This window comes from Cupriavidus sp. F041 (genome assembly GCF_057814235.1).
In genome coordinates, this window is sequence record NZ_JBVASY010000001.1 from 2,580,796 (window position 1) to 2,604,165 (window position 23,370).

Here is a 23,370-nt window from a genome sequence, read left to right on the forward strand (position 1 = left end):
TGCACCGAACAAAATCGCCGCGATAAAAACCACGATATACGCCCCGAAAGTGATTGCTCCTTCCATGGCTGACCCCTCTGCTTTTGTGTGGTTATTCTTCTTGGTTAGGCAATCAGTATTAGCAAGTTCAAGACCGGTGCGCTACCACTCGGTGGAGGGGGGTGAGGAAGAAATCACGGGAAAATCTACCTCATTTGGCGTGAAACCGCGGGGCGCCGCGGCATAGGACAAGGCATAAGGCATAAGGCAAAAGGGGGGGGCGAGCGTTCCCCCCGCGCTATCGCCCGGCATCCAGGTTGCCCTATGCAGCCGCGGCCTTCACGGCACCGCTGGCGAAGAAGCTCTGAAGGTTGTCGAAGACCATGTCCGCCATGGCATTGCGCGTTTCGTGCGTGGCGCTGGCGATATGCGGCAGCAGCACGACGTTGTCCAGCGCGAACAGGGCTTCAGGGACATGCGGCTCATTCTCGAACACATCCATGCCGGCGCCGGCGATGCGCCGGTGCACCAGTGCATCCACAAGCGCCACCTCGTCAACCACGGTGCCGCGCGCGATATTGATCAGGAAGCCGTCGGGGCCGAGCGCTTCGAGCACGTCGGCGGAAACCAGGTGCCGGGTCTCCGGCCCGCCCGCGGTGGCAATGACCAGGAAATCCGCCCACTTGGCCAGTTCGGTCAGCGAGGGCTCGTGAAGGTAGGGCGCATCCGGCGCGGGGCGCCGGCTGTTGTAGCGCACCTGCATGTCAAAGCCGGAGCCGCGCCGGGCGATCACGCGGCCGATGCGGCCCATGCCGATGATGCCCAGGCGCTTGCCGCTGACGCGCGTGCTTAGCGGGAACTGCGCCTTGGGCCATTCGCCGCGCCTGACGAAGCGATCGGCCGCGCTGAAGCCGCGCGCCACGTCCATCAGCAGGCCAAAGGCCGTGTCGGCCACGCAATCGTTGAGCACGTCGGGGGTGTAGCCCACTGCGATGCCGCGCGCGCGTGCGGCATCGAGGTCGATCTTGTCGAGGCCCACGCCAAAGCTGGAGATGACCTTCAGCGCCGGCATGGCCGCGATCATGGCCGCGTCGACGCCGATCGCGGCGCGCGTGGTCAGCGCGGCAAACTCGCCGCCGTGGCTGGCGAGGAAGGCGGCGGGATCGGTTTCGGCCCACAGGGGGTGGACGTCATAGTGTTCGGCCAGGCTGGCTTCGAGTGCGGCCGGCAAGCGTCCGTGCTGGAGCAGGCGTTGTTTCATGAGAAGGGATCCGGTTGGTGACGGCGACGATTGCGCGAGGCTGGCGATGTCAATCCGCGCTGAGTTTGTTGTCCAGGATGATCTTGGCGTAGCGCTTGCGGTCGGTGGCGATCAGGTCGGCGAACTGGGCCGGCGTGCTGCCGACGGGAATGGCGCCCTGTGCAATCAGTTGTTCGCGCACCGCGGGCATCGCCACCACTTCCTTGACGCCGGCGGCGATCTTGTCGACGATTTCCCTGGGCGTGCCCGCCGGCGCCAGCAGGCCGACCCACGACCCCGATTCGGCGCCGGCAATTCCGGCTTCCGCCAAGGTCGGCACGTCCGGCAGCGCGGGCGAGCGGACCTTGCTGGTCACGGCCAGCGCGCGCAGCTTGCCCGATTTCACATGGCCGGCGGTTTCCAGGATGGAGGCGAACAGTATGTCGACATTGCCCGCCATCAGGTCGCTCATGGCGGCGCCGCCGCCCTTGTAGGGCACGTGCAGCAGATCGGTGCCGGTGGCGGCCTTGAAGATCTCCGCCGACAAATGCGGCGAGCCGCCGCTGCCCGAACTGGCGTAGGTCAGCTTGCCGGGCTGCGCCTTGGCCAGCGCCACCAGTTCTTTCGGCGTCCTGGCCGGCAGCTTGGGCGTGACGACCAGCGCGAACGGAAGCTCCGCCATCAGGCTCACCGGCACGAAGGCCGCCGGGTTGTAGCTGAGCTTCTTGTAGAGCGTGGGATTGATGGATTGCGTGCCGACATTGCCCGCGACCAGTGTGTAGCCATCCGGCCGGGCGCGGGACACGATGTCCAGCCCGACGTTGCCGGCCGCACCGGGCCGGTTGTCCACCAACACCGGCTGGCCCCACAGTTGCGATAGCCGCAGCGCTACCAGGCGGGTGCCCACATCGGTGCCGCCGCCTGGGGCGAACGGCAGGATGATGGTCACGGGCTTGGCCGGCCAGGCTACGCCGGGCTGGGCGTGCGCGGCGGGCAGCCACGCGCCGATAGCCAGGGCGATGAGTGCCGCGCGGCGGCGCGGTTTCAGGGGGGTGAACAAGCTCATGTTCTGTCTCCGGAAGGACTGCTTGAGTGCCGGTTGCGATGGCGCGGCAGCATGTGTGAGGTAGCGGCTGCCGGCGCGCCGCTCATTCGGGCTGGATGCCGGCGTCCTTGGCAACCTTGGCCCACTTGCCCATTTCCACCTGAAGGAAACTGGCGAATTGCGCGGGGGTGCCGCCCGCGGGTTCGATGCCGGCGTTCTGCAGGCGCTCGCGCACATCGGGCGATGCGAGCGCCTTGTTGATCTCCGCGTTGAGCTTGTCCACCACCGCCCTGGGCGTACCGGCCGGTGCGAGCACGCCGCCCCAGGTGCTGGTTTCATAGCCGGGCAGGCCTGCCTCCGCCATGGTCGGGACCTGCGGCGCGGTCGACGAGCGCCTGGCCGTGGTCACGGCGAGCGGGCGCACCTTGCCACCCTTGACCTGCGGGCCGATGGCGGCCACCGTGTCGAACATCAGCGACACGCGGCCGCTGGTAAGGTCCGGATGCGCCAGCGTGCTGCCCTTGTAGGGAATGTGGATCATGTCGATGCCGGCCATGCTCTTGAACAGCTCGCCCGAGAAGTGCGGCGCGCCGCCCGAGCCGCTGGACGCGAACGACAGCTTGCCCGGGTTGGCCTTGCCATAGGCGATCAGTTCCTTGACGGATTTCACGGGCAGGGAAGGGGACACCACCAGCATCAGCGGCACCACGTGGGTCAGCACCACCGGCTCGAAACTCTTGATGGTGTCGAAGGGCAGCTTCTTCACCATGCTCGGATTGATGGCGTGGCTGCTGGCCACCAGCGCCAGCATGTAGCCATCCGGCGGGCTCTTGGCGACCAGGTCGGTGCCGATGATGCCGGTGGCGCCGGGGCGGTTGTCCACCACCACCGGCTGGCCCCAGGCTTCGGTCATTTTCTGGCCCACCAGCCGTGCTACGAGGTCGATGGCGCCGCCGGGGGAGGCGGGCACGACGATGGTGATGCTCTTGGCGGGATAGGCTGCGTCGGCGGCGTGGGCGCCAGGGGCGGCGAGGGCCAGGACGCCGGCGATGCCGGCCAGCGCCCGGACGATGGGTTTGGTGTTGATGTGCATGTTGTCTCCTGCGCGATTCAGTTCGCGCTTATTGGTTTTGTTCAGTGAGTGGTTCCTGGCGCTAACGAGATCAATTGCGCGATCAATTACGCGATCAATTCGCCGTTGCGCCCGACTTCTTCACCAGCTCCGCCCAGCGCGGAATCTCCTTGCCCATGAAGGCGGCCAGTTCGGCGGGGCTGCTGCCCACCACTTCCATGCCAAGCTGCTGCGTCATCCGTTGCTGCACGGCGGGCTGCTTCAGCGCGCGCACTACTTCTGCGTTCAGCCGCTGCACCACGTCCTTCGGCGTGCCGCGCGGCGCGTAGAGGGCCTGCCACGACACCATTTCAAAGCCCGGCACGCCGGCCTCCGCCATGGTCGGCACATCGGGCGCCAGCGCCGAACGCCTGGGCGAGGTCACGGCCAGCGCGCGCAGCTTGCCGGCCTTGATCATCGCGTCGCCCGCCGTCAGCTGATCGAAGAGAAAGGGGACGAGGCCGGCAGCCACATCCTGTATTGCCTGCGGGCTGCCTTTGTAGGGCACGTGGGTCATCGGCACCTTGATCATGTCGGCGAACAACTCGCCGGCCAGGTGGGTCGAGGTACCCGCGCCGGAGGACGCGAAGCTCAGGCCCGGATGCTGCTTCGCATAGGCGATCAGCTCCTTCACGTTATGGATCGGCAGCTTCGCATCGACCATCAGCACATTGGGCACGTAGGCGATCAGGCAGACCGGCTCGAAATCCTTAACCGGGTCGTAGGTGAGGTTCTTGTACAGGCTGGCATTGATGGCATGCGTGCTGATGGTGCCGCCGAACAGCCTGTAGCCATCCGCCCTGGCGCGCGCAACGTAGCCCGCGCCCACTGCGCCGGCCGCGCCAGGCCGGTTCTCGACCACCACCGGCTGGCCCAGCGATTTCGAGATTTCCTGCCCGATGGTGCGGGCGACGATGTCGGTCGAGCCGCCTGCCGCGAACGGCACTACCCAGGTGACAGGGCGCGACGGCCATTTGTCCTGGGCGTGGGCGCCCGCGCCAAAGAGCCCGATGGCGCCGGCGGTAGCCAGCATGCCGAGGGCGGCAACGTGGCGCAGCGCGCCTCGCTTACTGTGATTCATCTTGTCTCCATCCGTGGCGGCCTTGCCTCGCATTTCTGGGGGCCGGCTGTCTCATGTGCTTGATTGCGCTGCTTGCTAAGTGCGTGCTCAGCGTCCCGTGGCCTGCCGCCATGCGGCGAAGTCCAGCCGGCTTTGCTCCTGGGTCGGCGGATACAAGCCGATGATCGAGCGGCCCTTCATCACTTCCTCCGTGACGAAGTCCTCGAACGCGGTCATCTCCACGGCCTCCGCCGCGATTTCTTCGGCGAGGTGCCGCGGGATGACGATCACGCCTTCCGCATCGCCAACCACCACGTCGCCGGGGAACACCGCGACGTCGCCGCAGCCGATCGGCCCGTTGATCTCGATCGCCTGGTGCAGCGTCAGGTTGGTGGGGGCGGAAGGGCGGTGGTGATAGGCCGGCATGGCGAGCCGGGCAATCTCCGGCGAATCGCGAAAGCCGCCGTCGGTGACGATGCCGGCCGCGCCGCGCTGCATCAGGCGGGTGATCAGGATCGAGCCGGCGGAGGCGGCGCGCGCGTCCTTGCGGCTGTCGATCACCAGCACCGCGCCCGGCGGGCATTGTTCTACCGCTTGCCGCTGCGGGTGGTTCGGGTCCTGGAACACCGTGATCGGGTTCAGGTCCTCCCGCGCCGGGATATAGCGCAGCGTGAAGGCCTCGCCGACCATATTGCCGCGCTCGGGATTGAGCGGATGCACGTCTTGGATGAACTGGTTGCGCAGGCCGCGCTTGAACAGCGCAGTGCACAGGGTGGCCGTGCTGACGGTCTTGAGCTGGTCGATGATTTGCTGGCTGAGCTTGCTGGCTTGGGTCATGGCGGGTCCGGAGTCGGTGATCAGATTCGGTGATCAGTAGATGCTGGGCTCGCCCGTGGGCGCGCCGAAGTCGGTTTGCAGGAAGTCGAAGTCGCAGCCGTCGTTGGCCTGCCGGATGTGCTGGGAGAACATCCAGCCATAGCCACGCCCGAAGCGCGGCGGCGGCGGCGTCCATGCGGCCTTGCGGCGAGCCAGTTCCTCGTCGGACACTTCCAGGTGGATGCTGCGGCGGTCGATGTCGACCGAGATCATGTCGCCGGTGCGCACCAGCGCGAACGGGCCGCCGATGTAGGACTCGGGCGAGACATGCAGGATGCAGGCGCCGTAGCTGGTCCCGCTCATGCGCGCATCCGACATGCGCAGCATGTCCCGCACGCCCTGTTTCACCAGCTTCTTGGGGATGGGCAGCATGCCCCATTCCGGCATGCCGGGGCCGCCTTGCGGGCCCGCGTTGCGCAGGATCAGGATGTGGTCGGCGGTGACGTCGAGGTCGTCGCGCTCCACCGCTTCCTTCATCGACGGATAGTCGTCGAACACCAGCGCCGGGCCGGTGTGTTTGAAGAAGCGTTTCTCGCAGGCGCTGGGCTTGATCACGCAGCCGTCCGGCGCGATATTGCCCTTTAGCACGGCCAGCGCGCCTTCCTGGTAGAGCGCGTTTTCCGGGGTGCGGATCACGTCGTCGTTGTAGACCTCCGCGCCCGCGATGTTCTCGCCCAGGGTGCGGCCGGTGACGGTCATGGCATCCAGGTGGAGTTTGTCGCTGATGCGGTTCATCAGCGCCGGCAGGCCGCCCGCGTAGAAGAAATCCTCCATCAGATACTTGTCGCCGCTGGGCCGGATATTGGCGATTACCGGCACGCGCCGGCTGGCCGCGTCAAAATCTCCCAGCCCGATGTCGTGCCCGGCCCTGCGCGCCATCGCGATCACGTGGATGATGGCGTTGGTGGAGCAGCCCATCGCCATGGCCACCGCAATCGCGTTCTCAAATGAGGCGTGCGTCTGGATCCGTTGCGGGGTGAGGTCCTCCCACACCATATCCACGATGCGCCGTCCAGCTTCGGAGCACATGCGGATGTGATTGGCGTCGGCGGCCGGGATGGACGAGGCGCCCGGCAGCGTCATGCCAATGGCCTCGGCAATCGCCGTCATGGTGCTGGCGGTGCCCATCGTCATGCAGGTGCCGTGGCTGCGGGCGATGCCGCCCTCGATGCCGATCCACTCGGTCTTGCTGATATTGCCGGCGCGGCGCTCGTCCCAGAATTTCCAGGCGTCCGAACCGGAGCCCAGCACGTTGCCCTTCCAGTTGCCGCGCAGCATCGGCCCGGCCGGCACATAGATGGCCGGCACGCCCGCGCTCGACGCCCCCATCAGCAAGCCGGGCGTGGTCTTGTCGCAGCCGCCCATCAGGACCGCGCCGTCGATGGGATGGGAGCGGATCAACTCCTCCGCCTCCATCGCCAGCATGTTCCGGTACAGCATGGTGGTCGGCTTGACCGCGCTCTCCGACAGGGAAATGGCGGGCAACTCGATGGGGAAGCCGCCGGCCTGCAGGATGCCGCGCTTGACGTCGTCGACGCGCTGCTTGAAGTGTGAGTGGCAGGGGTTGATGTCGGACCAGGTGTTGATGATCGCGATGATCGGGCGGTCCAGCCATTCGTCGGGCGAGTAGCCCATCTGCATGATGCGCGAGCGGTGCCCGGAGGAGCGCAGGTCATCGGGAGCAAACCAGCGCGCGCTGCGCAGCGTTTCGGGCGTCTTCTTTCGGGACGTCATTGTCTCTTCCATGGTTTTGTCATCGGGATCGCCCTCCCTTGGAGGTACGACAACTGATCTCGTGTGAGCCATTAAAGCACTAATATATTAGTGTGTCAAACAGGAAAGCTTTCTATTAGAATGTCTGCAGGGGACGCGAAGCGGCGTCCTTGTGCGCAATAAGGCGCATCAATGTACTGAAACCAGACCGCCAGATGGAAGCCACCCTGTCCCCTCCCCAGATGCATTTCCAGTTCGACCGCACGCGGCATGCCGCGCCGCAGGTGTTCGAACATATGCGGGACATGATCATCTCGATGACGCTGCCCCCCGGCACGGTGCTGTCGCGTACCGAACTGGCCGCGCAATACGGCATCAGCCAGACGCCGGTGCGCGATGCGCTGATGCGGCTGAGCGAGGAAGGGCTGGTCGATATCTTCCCGCAGCACGCCACCGTGGTCAGCCCCATCAGCGTTGCCCTGGCGCAGCAAGCGCATTTCCTGCGGCGTTCGGTGGAAGTGGAAATCGTGCGCACCCTGGCGCAAGAACCCGACCCGGCGCTGGTCGAGCGGCTGCGCCTGAGCGTGGCGCGGCAGCAGGCGATGCTCGCGGCGCAGGATTTCGCCGAATTCTCCCTGTTCGACCAGGCTTTCCACCGCCAGATGTACGAAGCCGCGCGGGTGCCGGACCTATGGATGCTGGTGCGCCGCCAGAGCGGCCACCTGGATCGCCTGCGCCGCCTGCATCTGCCGATCGCCGGCAAGGCGAACGCCGTGGTGGCGGATCACACCGCCATTGTCGATGCGATCGCCAGGGGCGACGCCGACGAGGCGCAGGCCAGCCTGCGCCGGCACATGTCTGGCACGCTCGCCAATCTTGACGAGATCCGTGCACGCTTCGGCAGCTATCTCGAGTAGATCGAGTAGATCGGTTTGCCGGATCGCCATGCCGGAACGCATGGCTCGCGCATCCGCATAACCCGCCGCAGGCCACGCTATGCGCCTGGCTGGCCAAAGCCCGACGTGCGTGCCAGCACGATCGCCTGCGCGCGATTTTCCACTTCAAGCTTGGAGAACACACTGGTGATGTGGTTGCGCACCGTCTTCTCGCTAAGGCCAAGATGCGCCGCGATCTGCGCGTTGTCGCGGCCTTGCGCGATCAGCTCCACGATGTCCCGCTCGCGCGGGGTCAGCACGGTGAAGACAAGGTCCGCGCTGGGCGGGGTGGCGGGCAGGAACGCATGCACCTCGTCGAGCCAGCGCTGCCATGCCGGCTCGGTTTCCAGCAGCAGGTGGTTATCGCTTTCCAGCGGGACAAAGCGCGCGCCGGGAATCAGGCTGGCAATCAGCCGGCCCTCGTCGAAGGGCACGCGCGCATCGCGCACAGCGTGCAGCACCAGGGTAGGGCAGGATACCTGGCTTAGTTGCGACACCACATCGATTTCGTTGAAGATGCGCATAAAGCGCGCCGCGTTGGCGGGCGAGGTCGACACGCGCTCCAGTTCGTTGAACCAGCGATGCTGCTCGGCGCTGCCGCCGGGGATGAACTGCGTCGTGAAGAACTGGCGGAAGGCGGGGTTCTCCTGGCCCCAGCCGATCTCGGCGAGCCGGTTCATCAGCTCGGCCTCTTCCCGCAGGCGAGGGTCGAGCGCCCGCTTGAGCCTGCCGCGCGCATAGCCGCCATGCAGGATCAGGTGGCTGACCCGCCCGGGATGCGCCACCGCGTAGGCGACCGCGATCGATGCACCTTGCGAGATACCCAGCAGCGGGAAGTGATCGACGCCGGTGGCTTCGACAATGGTTTCCAGGTCCTGCAGCCAGGCCTCGAAAGACAACTCGACATCGCGGTCGGACAAGCCGCAGCCGCGTTCGTCATAGCGCACCAGCGTGTGGCAATGCGATAGTTCGTTGAGAAGGTGGCTCCACACAGGGCTCTCGACATCGAACTCCAGGTGGCTCATCCAGTTAGCCGCCTTGACCAGCGGCGGTCCCTGGCCGCTGATGGCATAAGCGAGGCGCACGCCATCCGGGCTGGTGCAAAGGCGAATCTGTTGCTTGCGCGTGGGCATGGGCGTTCACGCGGGCGGGAGTAGCCGGCGCGACAGGCCAAAGCACGGCTGCCGCGTACGGTGCACCACGTGCTTCACCTAGCTTAGCAAAGGAAATCCTGCGTGAAGGTACCGTGTTTGCCGGCAGGTGCCGGGCACACCTTTTCCACCCATGGTGTCATGCGCGGCTTGATGCCTTGGGGCCTTGGGGGCCACGCATGACGTCCACTCCTTGTTGCGAGCCGGCCTTGTCGCCAGCTCCTTTCTCGGGCAATGGCGATGGCGCGCCGTTATGCCGTGCCCATGGGTTGCAGGGCAGACAGGCATTCCGTGCCGCTAGCGTACGGATCGGCCTGGCCGGTGCGCGCACCATCGCTGGATGCGTCGCGCGGACCGGTACGCCCGCCATCGGAGTAGGGGTCGCGAGGCCCGCTGCGCAAGCCGTCCTGGTAAGGATCGAAGGGGCGGGACGCGCACGCTGAAAATCCCTGGCGGCCGAGCGTTGCCAGGAGGGTGCCCCCGGCTTGTCCGGAGCGTGCCCCGTCGGTGAAGGCGTCTCGCTGGCCCATGCGCGCCCCTTCGGTAAAGGCGTCTCGCTGGCCGGAGTGCGCGGGTGCGGTGCCCGGAGCCAGGTCACGCACGCCCGCGTTGGCCTGGGCTGTGGTGAGAAGGCCGGCAACCAACGCGGCACCGGTGAGCAGGGTCTTGGCAAGATACATATGCATATCGGTCTCCATCAGGCGTGCCGGTCCTGGCGTTGCCATATCCGGCAAGTCCTTCCTATGGGCAATCTCCTCGGTGGCACCTGGCTGCACGTGACCGCCCTGACCGTGCAACGGCGATATGCGCGAGGTGAACCGGCAGCCATCCCATCCCTGGCGCGGCGCGCTGCGCATGACAGATTCCCATGTATCTTTCCGCTTTCCTTTTGCCTCCTCGCTCGTCCCGGGGCAGCCTCAGTGCAGGCTGGCCAGGAGCAGGACAAGCCGCTGCGCGTACCCCGTGCCGATGCCGGGCAACGCATCCGCGCGTGCCTTGACGTCGTGCCACAGGGCCTGCGCGGCCAGGGGCCACGGCGCCGGCTCCACCGCTGCCTGCCCGCGCAGGGAACGCGCCAGCGACAGCGCCCGGCCCAGATCCCGAACCGGCATGTCATGGTCGCGGACCACCCGGCTTGTCGCCGCGAGCAGCGTGTCCCACGTGCCGGCCTCGCAGTACAGCGCATAGAGCACCAGGACAGTTCCGCCAAGCACGAGCGATGCGGCGGCGGCGCTATCTGCCGTCAGGCCGCCTGGCAGACGCACAGACAGCCGGGCGTGGGCCGTGCAGTGGGTGTATGGCCGGTGGGCGTCCCGAAACCGCAAGTGATCCATGACTCCGACTCCTCCTTCAACGGCATCGCGCAGTGCGGCGGTGCAAGCGTAAGGCGAGCAGGTATTGTCGGCCGCGGACCGTGCGCCAACCATGAGGCGAGAGTCCCGGTCAAGGTCTAAAGGGGCCGGGCGCGATCCCGGAGGCCGGGGCAAGAGTCCCGGGTGTGTGCGCGAGGGAGAGCGGAAGCGAAAAGGAAGGGAAGAAAAGCGGAAAAAAGGAAGCGCGAATGTTCTACCGTCGAACGCCGCAAGGGTGGGTGCCGGCGTCGCAGCCACGAATATGCCACAAATTCTTCAAGCTGCTGAAACATTAGGCAGTCCGAGTGGATTGGCGGCAGCATGCCGGTTAGCGGGAAGCGACCCCCCTGTTATCCACAGTATTTGTGGATAACACGACCCAAAAAATTGCGGGTTTGAGCACAAGGCTGTTGTGTTGTCAAGAATCTAGAGGCTTTCCTCGGTTTGCGGCCCCGGGCGGCCTTTGCGTCAATGATCGGACGGCATTGCATGGCATCCACCGGGCCGCCGTTGCGGTCGCTGTCATGGTCGGCGCATCCGCTTCGTCCCTTGTCCGGTCCATTGCCTTATTCTATAGTTCTATTCATAGAACTAATACAGCAGGCTGGAGGAGACGATGACAATGACGGCAGGCGCCCTGTCCGGGGTCAAGGTGGTAGACATCACCGCGGTTTTCATGGGCCCCTCGGCCACCCAGATGCTGGGCGACCTGGGCGCCGATGTGATCAAAGTGGAGCCGCCCGAGGGCGATGTCACACGCGGCATCGGGCCTTGCGGCGACGAGAAGATGGGGCCGCTCTACCTGGGCCTGAACCGCAACAAGCGCAGCATCGTGCTGGACCTGAAATCGGCGGACGGGCGTGAAGCCTTGCTGCGGTTGGTGAAGGACGCCGATGTGCTGGCCTATAACGTCCGGCCGCAGGCCATGCAGCGGCTGGGGCTGGACTATGAAACCCTGTCGGCGCTGAATCCGCGGCTGGTCTATGTCGGCATGTTTGGCTTTTCGCAACGCGGGCGCTACGCGCCGCAGGCCGCGTTCGACGACCTGATCCAGGCCGCCAGCGGTTTGCCGCAGGCGGTGGCGATGGGCAGCGGCGACATCCCGCGCTATCTCCCGATCACCATCGCCGACCGCTCGGTGGGCCTCTACGCCTTCGGGGTGATCTGCGCCGCGCTCTATGCGCAGGCTCGCACGGGCAAGGGCCAGCGCGTGGATGTACCGATGTTCGAGACCATGGTGCCCTATGTGCTGGGCGACCACCTGTACGGCGAGACCTTCGTGCCGGCCAGGGGCGGCTTCGGCTATCCGCGCCTGTTGTCACCGGAGCGGCGGCCGTACCGGACGCGCGACGGCCATGTGTGCTGCCTGATCTACCACGACCATCACTGGCGCACCTTCCTCAAGGCGATCGGCAAGGCGGAGTTGTTCGAAGCCGATCCCCGTTTCGCCAATATCACCACGCGCACGGCGCACATCACCGAACTCTACGCGATGGTCAGCGACGAGATGGTCAAACGGACGACGCAGGAGTGGCGCGCGCTGCTGAAGGAAGCCGATATCCCGGTGTTCCCCATGCACACGTTCGAGACGCTGCTCGACGATCCGCATCTGCGCGATATCGGCTTCTTCCGCGAAACGGACCACCCCGGCGTCGGCCGCATCCGGGAGATGGCGGTGCCGAGCGAGTGGTCGGGCACGCCGCCTGTCAACCAGCGCCACGCGCCGGGGCTGGGGGAGCATAGCCGCGAGGTGTTGCGCGAGGCCGGCTATGACGACACGGAGATCGACAGGATGATGGCTGCGGGTGCTACGCGCGGACCGGTCAAGGCATAGGCATAGGCGGAGACGGAAAGCATGCATGCAAACGTGAACGTAAAAGACGACAGCAGCGCCAGGACTGTCCGCATCGGCGGCGCCTCCGGCTTCTGGGGGGACAGCAGCGTGGGCGCACCGCAACTGGTGCGCCAGGGCGGGATCGATTACCTGGTGTTCGACTATCTCGCCGAGCTCACCATGTCGGTCCTCGCGGCAGCGCGCCTGCGCAAGCCGGAACTCGGCTACGCCACCGATTTCGTGACGGTGACGATGAAAACCCTGCTCAGGGAAATCGTCGAGCGCAATATCCGCGTGGTCAGCAACGCCGGCGGCATCAACCCGCAAGGCTGCGCGCAGGCGCTGGCCGCCATCGCCGCCGAGCAAGGCATCGCCGTGCGCATAGCGGTGTTGGAGGGGGATGATGTCATGCCGCTGCTGCCCGCATTGCGCGAAGCCGGCGTGAAGAGCATGGATGCGCAAAATGGCGGGCCCTTGCCGCAAACACTGCTGAGCGCCAACGCCTATCTCGGCGCGCTGCCGATCCGGCAGGCACTGGACCAGGGTGCGCAGATCGTCATTACCGGCCGCTGCGTCGACAGCGCGGTCACGCTCGGCGTGCTGATGCACGAGTTCGGCTGGCGGCCGGACGACTACGGCCATCTCGCGCAGGGCAGCCTGGCCGGCCATATCATCGAGTGCGGCTGCCAGGCCACCGGCGGGCTGCATACCGATTGGGAGAGCGTGCCGGACTGGCCCAACATCGGCTATCCGGTCGTGGAATGCCGCGCCGACGGCAGCTTCCTCGTTGGCAAGCCGCCCGGCACCGGCGGGCTGGTCAGCACCGCCACGGTCGGTGAGCAGATCCTCTATGAAATCGGCGATCCCGCCGCTTACCTGCTGCCCGACGTGACCTGCGATTTCACGCAGGTCACGCTGGCGCAGGCCGGTCCCGGCCTGGTGGAGGTGCGCGGCGCGCGTGGCCGCGCCCCCACCGGTACCTACAAAGTGTCGGCAACCTATGCCGACGGGTTTCGCTGCAATGCGCAGCTCGCCATTGTCGGGTTCGACGCGGTGGCCAAGGCCGAACGCACCGCGCAGGCCATCCTCGCGCGCACGCGCCGGCTGTTTGCCGAACACGGCTGGGCCGACTACACCCGCACGCATATCGACGTGCTGGGCGCGGAGTCCTGTTTCGGCCCGCACGCGCAGACGCGCCACACCCGCGAAGCGATCATGCGGCTGGCGGTCATGCATCCCGAGAAGGCCGCCCTGGAACTGTTCGCCCGCGAGATCTCGGCGGCGGGGACGAGCTGGTCCGCGGGCACCACCGGGTCCGGCAGTGGCCGGCCCAGCCCGTCGCCGTCGATCCGGCAGTACGCCTTCCTGCTCGACAAGGACGCGCTGGCGCCCACGGTGCTGATGGACGGGGAGCGCACGCCGGTGGCAATGCCGCCGTCGCAAGCGCGCCCGGCAGGGGACGCCGCGCCGCCACCGCCCTCCACGGCGTCCGAATCCGCGCCCGGCCATCCCGGCAGCGACCTCGTCGAAGTCCCGCTGATCCGCCTTGCCTATGGCCGCAGCGGCGACAAGGGCGATATCTCCAACATCGGTCTGATCGCCCGCCGGCCGGAGTACCTGCCGCTGCTGCGTGCCGAGGTGACCACGGCGCGCGTGGCGCAGTGGCTCGGCCACCTGGTGAAGGGTCCGGTCACGCGCTACGACCTGCCGGGCATCGACGCGGTCAACCTGGTCTGCGAAGCGGCGCTCGACGGCGGTGGCATGGCTTCCCTGCGCAACGACCCGCTGGGCAAGGGTATGGCGCAGATCCTGCTGGCAATGCCGGTGCGGGTGCCGAGGGGCCTGCTGCCATGAGCGAGGCAAAGCGTACCGCTGCCACCTCACTCACGGATGCCGGGCCGCACGCGCTGCCCGAAGACGGCACCGGCGGGGTGGCGCGCTATCGGCAGCTGGCCAGCGTGCTGCGCCACCGGATCGCGTCCGGCGAATGGCCGGTCGGGCACCAGTTGCCAACGGTCGAGCGACTGGCGCAGACCTACGGCATCGCCCGCGTCACGGTCAGGCAAGCCTTTGCAGTGCTGGCCGAGGAAGGCCTGGCCAGTAGTCAGCGGGGGCGCGGCACGCATGTGACCGCCTTGCCGCCGGGCCCGAGCGAAGGCATGCGGTCGGTGATCAACGACGAACTCGTCGGCGGCAGCGAGCTGGAAATCCGCATCCTGGACAAGCGCAAGTATGTCAGCCTGCCGCCCGGATTGCCCACGCGCGGCGAACCGCTGGACCGCTATGTTCGCCTGCGCAAGCTGCACCTGCACGATGGCGAGCCGTTCTGTCTGATCGAGCTATACGTGGCGGCATCTGTCTTCAGCCAGTTTCCGCGCGGCAGCGAGAAGCATCGCAAGATCGCCAGCCTGCTGCGCGAGGCGGTGGGAGAGCGGCTGGGCATGATGCACCAGACCATGACCGTGGAGCCCGCCGACTACGCCCTGGCGCGCGACCTTGCGTATAGATTCGCCGCGCCCATCGCCAAGATTGTCCGCACCACGCTCGATGTCGACGGCAAGGTGCTGACGGCGGGATGCTTCTGGTATCGCGGCGATCGCTTCATCCTCGACGTGGAATTGCCGGCCCACCTCACCGCGCGCTACCCGGCGCTGGCGGTGCCGGATAGCCGTAGCTGAGGCGCTTTTTGCCGCGGGCCAGCCACCCGTGATTCTCACCATCCGACAGATGCCGAAGGCACATGAGGAGACAACATGATTCACCCTTTCAAACGGCGGGCGATCGCCCGGCTGCTGCCGGTACTGGTGCTGGCCGCCGGTCCGGCAACCCCGGCGCGTGCGGCGGACGCCGGCGATTATCCTGTCAAGCCCGTGCGCGTGGTCGTCCCGTTCCCGGCGGGCAGCGGCACCGACAGCAGCGCGCGCTTCGTGGCCGAAGCCGTTACGGGCCAGACCAGCAAATCTGTCGTGGTGGATAACCGGCCCGGCGCCAACGGCTTTATCGCGGCCCAGGCCGTCGCCACGGCGCCCGCCGATGGCTACACCATGCTCGTGACCACCAACACCACGCACGCCGCCAACGCTTCCCTGTTCAAGAAGCTGCCCTACGATCCGATCAGGGATTTTGCGCCGGTCTCGCTGATCGCCCGCAGCGGACTGGTGCTGGTGGTGCCGCCCGACAGCCCTGTGCACACGGTGGCGGACCTGACCGCGCTGGCCAGGGCAAAGCCGGGCAAGCTCACCTTCGCCAGCGGCAGTTCCTCCACCCGCATCGCCAGCGAGCTATACAAGATGATGGCGGGCGTGCAGGCGCTGCACGTGCCGTACAAGGGCGTGCCCGTGGCGCTGACCGACTTGATGGGGCACCAGGTCGATTTCATGATCTCTGACATATCGCCCGCGATGACGTTGATCCAGAGCGGAAAGCTGCGTGCCGTCGCCGTGACCACAACGCAGCGCCATCCCGTGCTGAAGGACGTGCCGACCATGGCGGAGAGCGGCTTGCCCGGATATGAAATGGTGGCGTGGTCGGCGGCATTCTTTCCTGCCGCGACCCCGAAGCCGGTGGTGGAGCGCATGAATCAGATGGTGCGCAAGGGGCTTACCGATTCCAGGGCCGCCGAGTATTTCAGCCGCACAGGTGGCGAGCCTGCGCCCACCACGCCGGATGAACTTGCAGCCTTCGTCCGTAGTGAGACGCAGAAATGGGCGAAGGTGATCAAGGCGGCGGGCATTGAGCCGGAGTGAGGCGGCGCACGCCAATTATTCATCAACAAAATTGAACAACTTATCCTGCCAATTCAGCACATCGACCCTCGTCGCTCACTTAAAGTTCAACCCATGGACGGCGCAACACCACAAAGCGCGACGTTCTAAATAATTCAACCATCTGGACCAGAAAGGGAAGAGATCATGACCAACGCCAAGCTCGAAGTGCTGACCCCGCAGAACAGCCAACTGATCTTCATCGACCACCAGCCGCAGATGGCCTTCGGCGTGCAGTCGATGGACCGCCAGGCGATGAAGAACAATGCCGTTGGGCTTGCCAAGGCCGCCAGGATCTTCAACATCCCCACCACCATCACCACCGTGGAGAGCGAATCGTTCTCGGGCTTCACCTACCCCGAGTTGCTGGATGTATTCCCCAACCAGAAGACGCTGGAACGCACCTCGATGAACTCGTGGGACGACCAGAAGGTGCGCGATGCGCTGGCCGCCAACGGCCGCAAGAAAGTCATCGTGGCGGGCCTTTGGACCGAGGTCTGCAACACCACCTTCGCCTTGTCCGCGATGCACGACAGCGACTACGAGATCTACATGGTGGCCGACGCCTCGGGCGGCACCAGCAAGGAAGCGCACGACTACGCCATGCAACGCATGGTGCAGGCCGGCGTGGTGCCGGTGACCTGGCAGCAGGTGCTGCTCGAATGGCAGCGCGACTGGGCCCACCGCGACACCTACGATGCCGTGATGAAGCTGGTCAAGGAACACTCGGGCGCCTACGGCATGGGCGTGGACTACGCCTACACCATGGTGCACAAGGCAGCGCAGCGCACCGCCACGACGCACGAATCCCTCGCGCCGGTGCCGGCTCGCTGACAGGCCGACAGGCGTGGCCTGAAACAACGGGAACGTCTAACAGCACACCCAGGACTGCGGCTGGCAGAAGCAAGGAGTGCAAAGAGCCCCTGTCAACGAGGGGCTCTTGCTATCAAAGGCTGCACGGTGCGATAGGCACACAGATAGGCCACATCATCTGGCGCCCATGATCATGCCTATCCAATCATGCTCAATAATGGCTGGCCAGTCACCGCGTTACGCCACTCTCCGTGCAGGCTCCATCGGAGAACACGTCGCGGCGATCCATCACCCGGGCGCCGTCCCCATAGGGATCCCGAGGTCCCATGGTATTTGCACCATCCGTGTATTTGTCCCGCGGACCCACACCCCCGTAGGCCACGGCCGAGCCGAGGGCCGCGCTGGTCACTGCGAGCAAGATAACAGTCTTTAGCATGCTGCACCTCCTGTTGGTGGTTGTTCCTGTGCGAGCGAGCCGCCTCCAAAGGATAGGCCCGCAACAGGCCTGCAAACACGGCGATTGCGCATTGCAGCAGACAGTTTTGTTATCCAGCTTATGACGGGCGGCTATATGCGCTGTCATCGCGGGTCTGGGTGCGGATTTCCGGAAATTTGCACGCAGCCGATCCCGGTCTCCGCGCCGACCGTGACCCTGGTTCCAGTCACCTTGTGTAAAGTTAAAGTTAGAGTTGCGACGGTTGCAACTTAGCGATGTTTCATCTGTGAGGGGGCGTATGCAATCCAAGGAGCACTGGGAGCGGGTCTACACGGCGAAGGGTCCGACCAGCGTGAGCTGGTTCCAGGAGCATGCTCGCCAGTCCGTCGAACTGATCCGGCAGACGGGTGTGGCGCCGGACGCGGCGATTATCGATGTGGGCGGGGGCGCCTCCACGTTGGTCGATGACCTGGTCGGCGAAGGCTATACGAACCTCACCGTACTGGACCTGTCTGACGCCGCGCCGTCGGCGGCCAAGGCCCGCCTGGGTGAGCGCGCAAATCGTGTCTCGTGGCTGGTTGGCGACGTTACGCAACTGGAGCTTCCCATCCACGCCTACGACGTCTGGCACGACAGGGCGGTCTTTCACTTTCTGACCACGCTTGAGGAGCGTGAAGCCTACGTCCGGGCAGTGTTGCGCGCAGTCAAGCCCGGGGGCAGCGTCATCGTCGCGACCTTCGCGGAGGACGGGCCTGAGCAGTGCAGCGGTCTTCCTGTCATGCGCTACAGCGCTGACGCGCTACATGCCGAGTTTGGCGCTCCATTCACGCTGCTCCGGCAGGAGCGTGAGGAGCACCACACGCCGTTCGGGACGGTTCAGAAGTTCATCTACTGCCTGTGCCGCAAGGAACCGTGCTGAGCAGTCCAGGCGTCCGGCGGCGTCGTAACAACGCCTCAATGCGGCGGCCCACCCACACGGAGGTCCGGTAACCCCTTGCCGGCTCAGGCAGGCTTGCGATACACGACGAATCCGGATTTCTCCGCGACCTTGTCGTAGAGTTTCATCGCCGCCGTATTGGTTTCGTGCGTCTGCCAGTAGACTCGCCTGGCGCCGGCGGCCTCCGCGCGCTGGTAGACCGCTTCGATCAGCGCGCGGCCCACGCCAGTGCCGCGCGCTGCCTCGGTGGTGAAGAGGTCTTGCAGGTAGCAGCTCGGGCCGATCTGGATGGTGCTGCGATGAAAGAGGTAATGCACCAGCCCGAGCAACTGCCCGGAGCGCTCCGCCACCAGGGCGTGCATGGGCTCGTAGGCGTCGAAGAAGCGCGACCAGGTCATGCGGGTGATTTCGGCCGGCAGCGCCGTCTCGTCCTTGCGGCCATAGAAGGCGTTGTAGCCATCCCATAGCACCTTCCATGCTTCGAAATCGCCTGGCTCGGCGGGGCGGATCAGGATCGGGGCGGTCACGGTGTCATCCTCGGGTTCGGTGTACGGGCTTGAAGGCGGGCACGCTTGCGCCGCCAGCCTGCATTGTGGCCGGTGCCGGCCGTCCGGGGCAAGCCATGCCAATCCGGGCTAAGCCGTGCTAAGCCCGGCTGCTCGACGTGGGTGGCGTATACCGTGCCTTGCCGCCGCGCTTGGCTTCGTAGAGCGCCATGTCGGCGCGCATGAAGATCTCGTTCGTGGTCTGGCCGTCGTCGGGGTAATGAATGGCAACGCCCACGCTGGCTGTCGCCACGATGGTATGGCCTTCGATGAAATGCGCGCGCGTTGCCGCTTGCACGATGGCCTGGGCGATGCGGTCCAGCGTCGCCGTGTTGAACACGTCGTCCAGCACGATGCCGAATTCGTCGCCGCCTATCCGTGCCACCGCATCACCTGTGCGCACGCACGCGGTAAGGCGCTCGCCGAACGCCGCCAGCAACTGGTCGCCAACGGCATGGCCATAGGTGTCGTTGATTGCCTTGAAATCGTCGACATCCACCAGCAAGAGCGCTGCGTTGACGTGGTTGGCGCTGGCACGGGTCATGGCCTCGGCCATGCGGCGGTCGAAGCCCTTGCGGTTGAGCAGGCCAGTCAGGTGGTCCGTCAGCGTCTGCACTTCCAGGCTGCGCAATTTCTGGCGCTCGCTGGTCACGTTCCGCGCAAACATATACAGCCCCTGGACCGTGTCCTGGCTGTCATTCCATGCAGGCTGGTACGTGACTTCCATATACTCGGCGCCATCCTTGCCTTCCAGGCTGAAGGTGACCGAAGTTCCCTGGTAGGCCTGCTCCAGGTAAGGTTTCGATGCCATGTAGGCAGGGGTGCCCCATAGCTCGCGCACCGTCAGTCCGACGATCTGCTGCACCGGCAGGCCGAACCGCTGCGCATAGGCCTCGTTGACAAAGATGTAGCGCTCGTTCATGTCGATGAACGAGATGAAGTCGGGCATGTGGTTGGCAATGGCCTCGATGCGTTTCTCGCTCTCGGCGGCACAATCCTTGGCGGCGGAGAGCGCGGCCTCCCGTTCGGATAGCTGCCGCATGACTGCGCCGAAGGTGGTGGCCAGTTCGCCGATCTCGTCATTGCGGCGGGTCGGCAGCGAAGCCAGCGCGGCCGGATCCTTGGGCACCTCGCTCACCACGCGATGCAGCAGCTCCAGCGGCGCAAGCAGGCGCCGTATTACCACCCACATCATCAGCGCGGCCAGCACGAGGGAGAGTCCCGCGGCCAGGATCGTCTTGCGGCGGGCCTCGATCAGGGGCGCGTAGGCCTCGCTGGCCGGCAGGATGGACACCACCTCCCAGCCATTGGATTCGAGCAGGTAACGCGCCACGATGGGCTGGGTCGGGTTGAGGACTTCCCAGTCCGAATGCGTCGTGTCGAGGCCGCAGTTCTCGCCGAGCGCCCTGGCCGGGGTCATCACCTTCGACGGGTCGGGGTGCATCGCGTAACGCGGGTTCGCGCCGGAGGAAACCAGGCAATAGTTCCCGGTCTGGCCAACCCGGCTTCGCGCCAGCTGGCCGAGGAAGTTGCTTTCCGTGAAATTCAACACCCCGCCAACCACCGCGAGCAGCTTCCCGTCCGTGCCGCGCAGGGGCACAGCCAGCACGACGCCCGGCGAATCGCTCATCCGCCCGCGCAGCAGGTCGGACACGGCCAACTCCGAGCCACGGACGACTTCCCGGAAATAGTCGCGGTCCGACAGGTGGATGCGTTGCCCGGCGGGAACGGCGGTGCTGAACGCCAGGTCCCCGTCGGGCCACACCAGGAACACGGCATTGAGGGTTTGCGGGATGGATACGGCCTGGGCCGCGAAGTGCTTCATTTCCGCGGGCGGGCGTCCCAGCATGGGCGCCAGCTGGCGAGCCAGGCGGCGCAGGGCGCTGGCACGCAACTCGAACTTTTCATCGAGCTGTTCGGCGACGAGCTTGACCAGGGTCTCTTGCTGCGCCTGCCGCAATGCCTTGAGGCTCTGGAACGCGTAAAACTGGGCGAACAGCGCGCGTGCCAGGATGATGAACGTCACCACGACAGCGGTAGCCAAGGCCACCCGGTACTTTAGGGAGTGCCGCATAAGTATCTTATTCTTGGGGTTCTCGGATTGGCCCGATCACCGGCCTTTTCTGTTTCCGTTCCTGCTGCCCGTCTTCCACCGCGGGCGACTGACCCGGCTGGTAGGTTAGCAGAAGCGGGGTGCCACTCCCGCGTTGCTGACTCGGATGCTCGGGCATACGCGGCTTATCGGTTGCTTTCGCGGGCGTAAGCGGCTTTCGGGGGCTAGAATGCGGCATTCCCCCAACAGTCAGCAGCCCGGCAGCGGCCCGCCGGCAGGAAATCCCAACCCATGACCCTCGATCCCGTACTCCGTTTCCTGCATATCGCCGCCGTCACGCTGTGGGTGGGCGGCATGTTCTTCGCCTATGTCTGCCTGCGCCCGGCCGCGGGCACCTTGCTCGAGCCGCCGCAGCGGTTGCGCCTGTGGCGTGCGGTATTCGCACGCTTCCTGGCCTGGGTCTGGGTGGCGGTCGCGCTGATCGCCATCAGCGGCATATCCATGCTTGCCGGGGTCGGGTTCGCCGCGGCGCCCAGGCACTGGCATGCCATGTTCGGCACTGGGCTGGTCATGATCGCGATCTTTGCCTATGTGTACTTTGGCCCGTATGGCGCACTCCGCCGCGCCGTCGACGCGCAGGACTGGAAGGCCGGCGGCGCCGCGCTGGGTCGCATCAGGCAGGCCGTGGGCCTGAACCTGCTGCTCGGCGCGCTCACCATCGCAGTAGCAACGCTCGGCCGGCTGCTCGCCTAGTTTCCGCGGGGCCGTCGCGATCGCGCTCAAGATTCGGGATAATTCGTCCGCTTGCGCCGAAGTGCTTGTGGTTGCCGTTGTGACTAACTGGGCGATCCCCGAGGCGCGCACATGCGATTCTTTGCCAGAAGATCTGGTATATTTTTTTATTAAGAATGGAATGGTGAAACAATGCTGTTAGCATTGGAAGAGCAGCGTGAAAATTATGTGGGCGAGTCTTTTTGGGCAAATATCTGAGCATGGTGTTATGAAAAATCGATCGTTTTTTTTGAGTCAAAATTAGAAAAATCTTATGCGCTCAGTTTTTTTATGCGCAAGCAAACAAAAATCAGCGATCATTACCGTATGCCCAGATAACGGTGGGCCAAGAATTCATAGGTGCCGACTTTAACGGCAGTGGTACTCAAAATCTCAGCGCGTGGCACGGTCCACAGGCCCCGAGCAGCTGCTTCCATAGCCAGTCTTCCGTGGACACTGCGCACTCGTGCACCGTTCATATGCTGACCGGGTTCTTTCCGTTCATTGGCGCGCCTACGATTGCCAATACTGAGGACGTCCAACACGTGACGGCTCTTAGCTTTGCGGGCAGTTTCGGGCTGGGCGGCTGGATGGGGCACAGTTTATCCGGACAAGGACCCTCCAAAGGGCACACCCAATAGTCATACATCTCGATCGCCTGGAGGCGGGGACACCGATCGCGAAGCCCAATACACAGCGGCGGGACGATCGGGTCATGCGAGGTGGCCGTATGCGTATTACCAGCGGTTCAGCCGAAAAACGAGGCCCAAGGCAGCCTATCCAGAATGCCTATCAGAACCCACGGCCAGTTGTACGGCGCGCGGGAGCGACAGCGCATGCGCGTTGTTGCTATGGTCTGGTTGGGCCGGGGGGCGCTTCGTCGTAGCGCGTTCTTATGCCAATTGTCACACGTTGGTTCAGAACCGTTTCGAATGGCCGAGGTGGGTTGGCCACGGTTGTCGCCACAGTCGGCCGCTCCCCAACCATCAGCGGTCATTCACGTAGCCCCAAACAGGCACTACACTCTGCTTGTTTCCACGCCGCGTTGCCTGCTGCGAGGGATCGTCTGACGATAGGCTTCCGTTGTTCATCGCGTGTATCTCCCTCGGTAAAGTGTCGCAGACGTCGCTGTAGGCTGGCATCGAACGATTACTCACTTGAGGAATGTATGAAAACGCCGAACTCCAGCTCCCATGCCGCTCAGTTTGGCGGTCCGAACGTTGATCACTTTCGCTTCCACCGGCCTCACGAACATCTTGCTACGGCGTTTGGCAACGACAAGTTCGCGCGCAAAGCCGAAGCCTTCGCACGTTTTTTTGGGACGCCCGTTTTTCTAGGGGCACAGACGGTAATCGTCGCCATATGGATTGGGGTGAACGCCATCGGCTTCACCAGGTTCGACGTTTACCCATTCATTCTCCTTAATCTAGCATTCAGTCTCCAAGCAGCTTATGCCGCGCCGCTCATTTTGCTTGCTCAGACGCGACAGGCAGCGCGAGACAATGCGCACGCCGAGGCTGACGCGCAACACAGGGAGGCCCTTGCTGTCGCTAACGAGCAGCGGCAGGCAATTGCCGCGCAAACCGCGGCACAACTGCTTGAGTTGCTGCAGCGGAATACGGAACTGACCGAACTTACCCAAAAACTAACTGAGCGGGTCGAGACGCTGACCGTCGAGTTGCACGAGAAGCTCTTGCAAAAAGACTCGAAACAAACCAGGCTCCCTGCCCATCAAGGTCGAGGTGGATGTTGATG

Annotated in this window: 20 protein-coding genes; 9 read left to right on the top strand and 11 right to left on the bottom strand. The window is 65.0% G+C overall.

Annotated elements, in window-relative coordinates:
- Positions 1-301 precede the first annotated feature (301 nt).
- The 6 genes from ACZY0R_RS11790 to araD form a co-directional block, all read right to left on the bottom strand.
- Complete coding sequence (locus ACZY0R_RS11790; protein ID WP_488858526.1) at positions 302-1,240, bottom strand: 2-hydroxyacid dehydrogenase; 939 nt, start codon at positions 1,238-1,240, stop codon at positions 302-304.
- Positions 1,241-1,289: 49 nt separating this feature from the next.
- The gene (locus ACZY0R_RS11795) at positions 1,290-2,285 is read right to left on the bottom strand and encodes a Bug family tripartite tricarboxylate transporter substrate binding protein (RefSeq protein WP_488858527.1); all 996 of its coding nucleotides are present in this window, start codon (positions 2,283-2,285) and stop codon (positions 1,290-1,292) included.
- A gap of 82 nt (positions 2,286-2,367) precedes the next feature.
- Positions 2,368-3,357 carry a tripartite tricarboxylate transporter substrate binding protein gene (locus tag ACZY0R_RS11800; protein WP_488858528.1) on the bottom strand — a complete coding sequence of 330 codons (990 nt, stop codon included), beginning with the start codon at positions 3,355-3,357 and terminating at the stop codon, positions 2,368-2,370.
- A 94-nt stretch (positions 3,358-3,451) separates the two neighbouring features.
- Positions 3,452-4,456: a Bug family tripartite tricarboxylate transporter substrate binding protein gene (locus ACZY0R_RS11805; protein ID WP_488858529.1), complete on the bottom strand. Its 1,005-nt coding sequence runs from the start codon at positions 4,454-4,456 to the stop codon at positions 3,452-3,454.
- Between the two features lie 87 nt (positions 4,457-4,543).
- Positions 4,544-5,272 carry a ribonuclease activity regulator RraA gene (locus ACZY0R_RS11810; protein WP_045242147.1) on the bottom strand — a complete coding sequence of 243 codons (729 nt, stop codon included), beginning with the start codon at positions 5,270-5,272 and terminating at the stop codon, positions 4,544-4,546.
- Between the two features lie 33 nt (positions 5,273-5,305).
- Positions 5,306-7,045 (bottom strand): L-arabinonate dehydratase, encoded by a 1,740-nt coding sequence (gene araD / locus ACZY0R_RS11815; protein ID WP_045242146.1) that lies wholly within the window; start codon positions 7,043-7,045, stop codon positions 5,306-5,308.
- A 194-nt stretch (positions 7,046-7,239) separates the two neighbouring features.
- On the opposite strand from araD, the gene ACZY0R_RS11820 reads away from it, so the two are divergent.
- Positions 7,240-7,941 (top strand): GntR family transcriptional regulator, encoded by a 702-nt coding sequence (locus ACZY0R_RS11820; protein WP_488858530.1) that lies wholly within the window; start codon positions 7,240-7,242, stop codon positions 7,939-7,941.
- 77 nt (positions 7,942-8,018) lie between these two features.
- Here ACZY0R_RS11820 and ACZY0R_RS11825 read toward each other — a convergent pair whose 3' ends face one another.
- The 3 genes from ACZY0R_RS11825 to ACZY0R_RS11835 form a co-directional block, all read right to left on the bottom strand.
- Entirely contained in the window at positions 8,019-9,092 is a 1,074-nt protein-coding gene (locus tag ACZY0R_RS11825) for an alpha/beta fold hydrolase (RefSeq protein WP_488858531.1), read from the bottom strand.
- A gap of 269 nt (positions 9,093-9,361) precedes the next feature.
- Positions 9,362-9,835, bottom strand: coding sequence for a hypothetical protein (locus ACZY0R_RS11830; protein WP_488858532.1), 474 nt, complete (start codon positions 9,833-9,835; stop codon positions 9,362-9,364).
- A gap of 192 nt (positions 9,836-10,027) precedes the next feature.
- Positions 10,028-10,444, bottom strand: coding sequence for a hypothetical protein (locus ACZY0R_RS11835; protein ID WP_488858534.1), 417 nt, complete (start codon positions 10,442-10,444; stop codon positions 10,028-10,030).
- 634 nt (positions 10,445-11,078) lie between these two features.
- Here ACZY0R_RS11835 and ACZY0R_RS11840 point away from each other — a divergent pair.
- From ACZY0R_RS11840 to ACZY0R_RS11865, 6 genes are all read left to right on the top strand, one after another.
- Complete coding sequence (locus tag ACZY0R_RS11840; protein ID WP_488858536.1) at positions 11,079-12,296, top strand: CaiB/BaiF CoA transferase family protein; 1,218 nt, start codon at positions 11,079-11,081, stop codon at positions 12,294-12,296.
- A 21-nt stretch (positions 12,297-12,317) separates the two neighbouring features.
- Positions 12,318-14,150: an acyclic terpene utilization AtuA family protein gene (locus ACZY0R_RS11845; protein WP_488858537.1), complete on the top strand. Its 1,833-nt coding sequence runs from the start codon at positions 12,318-12,320 to the stop codon at positions 14,148-14,150.
- Positions 14,147-14,974, top strand: a complete 828-nt coding sequence (locus ACZY0R_RS11850) for a GntR family transcriptional regulator (RefSeq protein ID WP_488858539.1) — start codon at positions 14,147-14,149, stop codon at positions 14,972-14,974. The genes ACZY0R_RS11845 and ACZY0R_RS11850 overlap by 4 nt, the downstream gene beginning before the upstream one ends.
- A gap of 75 nt (positions 14,975-15,049) precedes the next feature.
- Complete coding sequence (locus ACZY0R_RS11855) at positions 15,050-16,042, top strand: Bug family tripartite tricarboxylate transporter substrate binding protein (protein ID WP_488858541.1); 993 nt, start codon at positions 15,050-15,052, stop codon at positions 16,040-16,042.
- A 165-nt stretch (positions 16,043-16,207) separates the two neighbouring features.
- Positions 16,208-16,894, top strand: a complete 687-nt coding sequence (locus ACZY0R_RS11860) for a hydrolase (RefSeq protein WP_488858542.1) — start codon at positions 16,208-16,210, stop codon at positions 16,892-16,894.
- 713 nt (positions 16,895-17,607) lie between these two features.
- Positions 17,608-18,228, top strand: coding sequence for a class I SAM-dependent methyltransferase (locus ACZY0R_RS11865; protein ID WP_488858543.1), 621 nt, complete (start codon positions 17,608-17,610; stop codon positions 18,226-18,228).
- A gap of 83 nt (positions 18,229-18,311) precedes the next feature.
- On the opposite strand, the gene ACZY0R_RS11870 is transcribed toward ACZY0R_RS11865, so the two are convergent.
- Complete coding sequence (locus ACZY0R_RS11870) at positions 18,312-18,773, bottom strand: GNAT family N-acetyltransferase (protein WP_488858544.1); 462 nt, start codon at positions 18,771-18,773, stop codon at positions 18,312-18,314.
- Between the two features lie 118 nt (positions 18,774-18,891).
- Positions 18,892-20,865 (bottom strand): sensor domain-containing diguanylate cyclase, encoded by a 1,974-nt coding sequence (locus ACZY0R_RS11875; protein WP_488858545.1) that lies wholly within the window; start codon positions 20,863-20,865, stop codon positions 18,892-18,894.
- 270 nt (positions 20,866-21,135) lie between these two features.
- Between ACZY0R_RS11875 and ACZY0R_RS11880 the strand changes: the two genes are divergently transcribed.
- A complete protein-coding gene (locus ACZY0R_RS11880; RefSeq protein WP_488858546.1) occupies positions 21,136-21,597 on the top strand; it encodes a CopD family protein in 462 nt (153 codons plus the stop codon).
- A 1,186-nt stretch (positions 21,598-22,783) separates the two neighbouring features.
- A complete protein-coding gene (locus tag ACZY0R_RS11885) occupies positions 22,784-23,368 on the top strand; it encodes a DUF1003 domain-containing protein (RefSeq protein WP_488858547.1) in 585 nt (194 codons plus the stop codon).
- The last annotated feature ends 2 nt before the right edge of the window (positions 23,369-23,370 follow it).

Bases quoted from the DNA above. Each gene is read 5' to 3' on its own strand.
- ACZY0R_RS11790 (WP_488858526.1), bottom strand. From the start codon at position 1,240: ATGAAACAACGCCTGCTCCAGCACGGACGCTTGCCGGCCGCACTCGAA.
- ACZY0R_RS11795 (WP_488858527.1), bottom strand. From the start codon at position 2,285: ATGAGCTTGTTCACCCCCCTGAAACCGCGCCGCCGCGCGGCACTCATC.
- ACZY0R_RS11800 (WP_488858528.1), bottom strand. From the start codon at position 3,357: ATGCACATCAACACCAAACCCATCGTCCGGGCGCTGGCCGGCATCGCC.
- ACZY0R_RS11805 (WP_488858529.1), bottom strand. From the start codon at position 4,456: ATGAATCACAGTAAGCGAGGCGCGCTGCGCCACGTTGCCGCCCTCGGC.
- ACZY0R_RS11810 (WP_045242147.1), bottom strand. From the start codon at position 5,272: ATGACCCAAGCCAGCAAGCTCAGCCAGCAAATCATCGACCAGCTCAAG.
- araD (WP_045242146.1), bottom strand. From the start codon at position 7,045: ATGACGTCCCGAAAGAAGACGCCCGAAACGCTGCGCAGCGCGCGCTGG.
- ACZY0R_RS11820 (WP_488858530.1), top strand. From the start codon at position 7,240: ATGGAAGCCACCCTGTCCCCTCCCCAGATGCATTTCCAGTTCGACCGC.
- ACZY0R_RS11825 (WP_488858531.1), bottom strand. From the start codon at position 9,092: ATGCCCACGCGCAAGCAACAGATTCGCCTTTGCACCAGCCCGGATGGC.
- ACZY0R_RS11830 (WP_488858532.1), bottom strand. From the start codon at position 9,835: ATGGCAACGCCAGGACCGGCACGCCTGATGGAGACCGATATGCATATG.
- ACZY0R_RS11835 (WP_488858534.1), bottom strand. From the start codon at position 10,444: ATGGATCACTTGCGGTTTCGGGACGCCCACCGGCCATACACCCACTGC.
- ACZY0R_RS11840 (WP_488858536.1), top strand. From the start codon at position 11,079: ATGACAATGACGGCAGGCGCCCTGTCCGGGGTCAAGGTGGTAGACATC.
- ACZY0R_RS11845 (WP_488858537.1), top strand. From the start codon at position 12,318: ATGCATGCAAACGTGAACGTAAAAGACGACAGCAGCGCCAGGACTGTC.
- ACZY0R_RS11850 (WP_488858539.1), top strand. From the start codon at position 14,147: ATGAGCGAGGCAAAGCGTACCGCTGCCACCTCACTCACGGATGCCGGG.
- ACZY0R_RS11855 (WP_488858541.1), top strand. From the start codon at position 15,050: ATGATTCACCCTTTCAAACGGCGGGCGATCGCCCGGCTGCTGCCGGTA.
- ACZY0R_RS11860 (WP_488858542.1), top strand. From the start codon at position 16,208: ATGACCAACGCCAAGCTCGAAGTGCTGACCCCGCAGAACAGCCAACTG.
- ACZY0R_RS11865 (WP_488858543.1), top strand. From the start codon at position 17,608: ATGCAATCCAAGGAGCACTGGGAGCGGGTCTACACGGCGAAGGGTCCG.
- ACZY0R_RS11875 (WP_488858545.1), bottom strand. From the start codon at position 20,865: ATGCGGCACTCCCTAAAGTACCGGGTGGCCTTGGCTACCGCTGTCGTG.
- ACZY0R_RS11880 (WP_488858546.1), top strand. From the start codon at position 21,136: ATGACCCTCGATCCCGTACTCCGTTTCCTGCATATCGCCGCCGTCACG.
- ACZY0R_RS11885 (WP_488858547.1), top strand. From the start codon at position 22,784: ATGAAAACGCCGAACTCCAGCTCCCATGCCGCTCAGTTTGGCGGTCCG.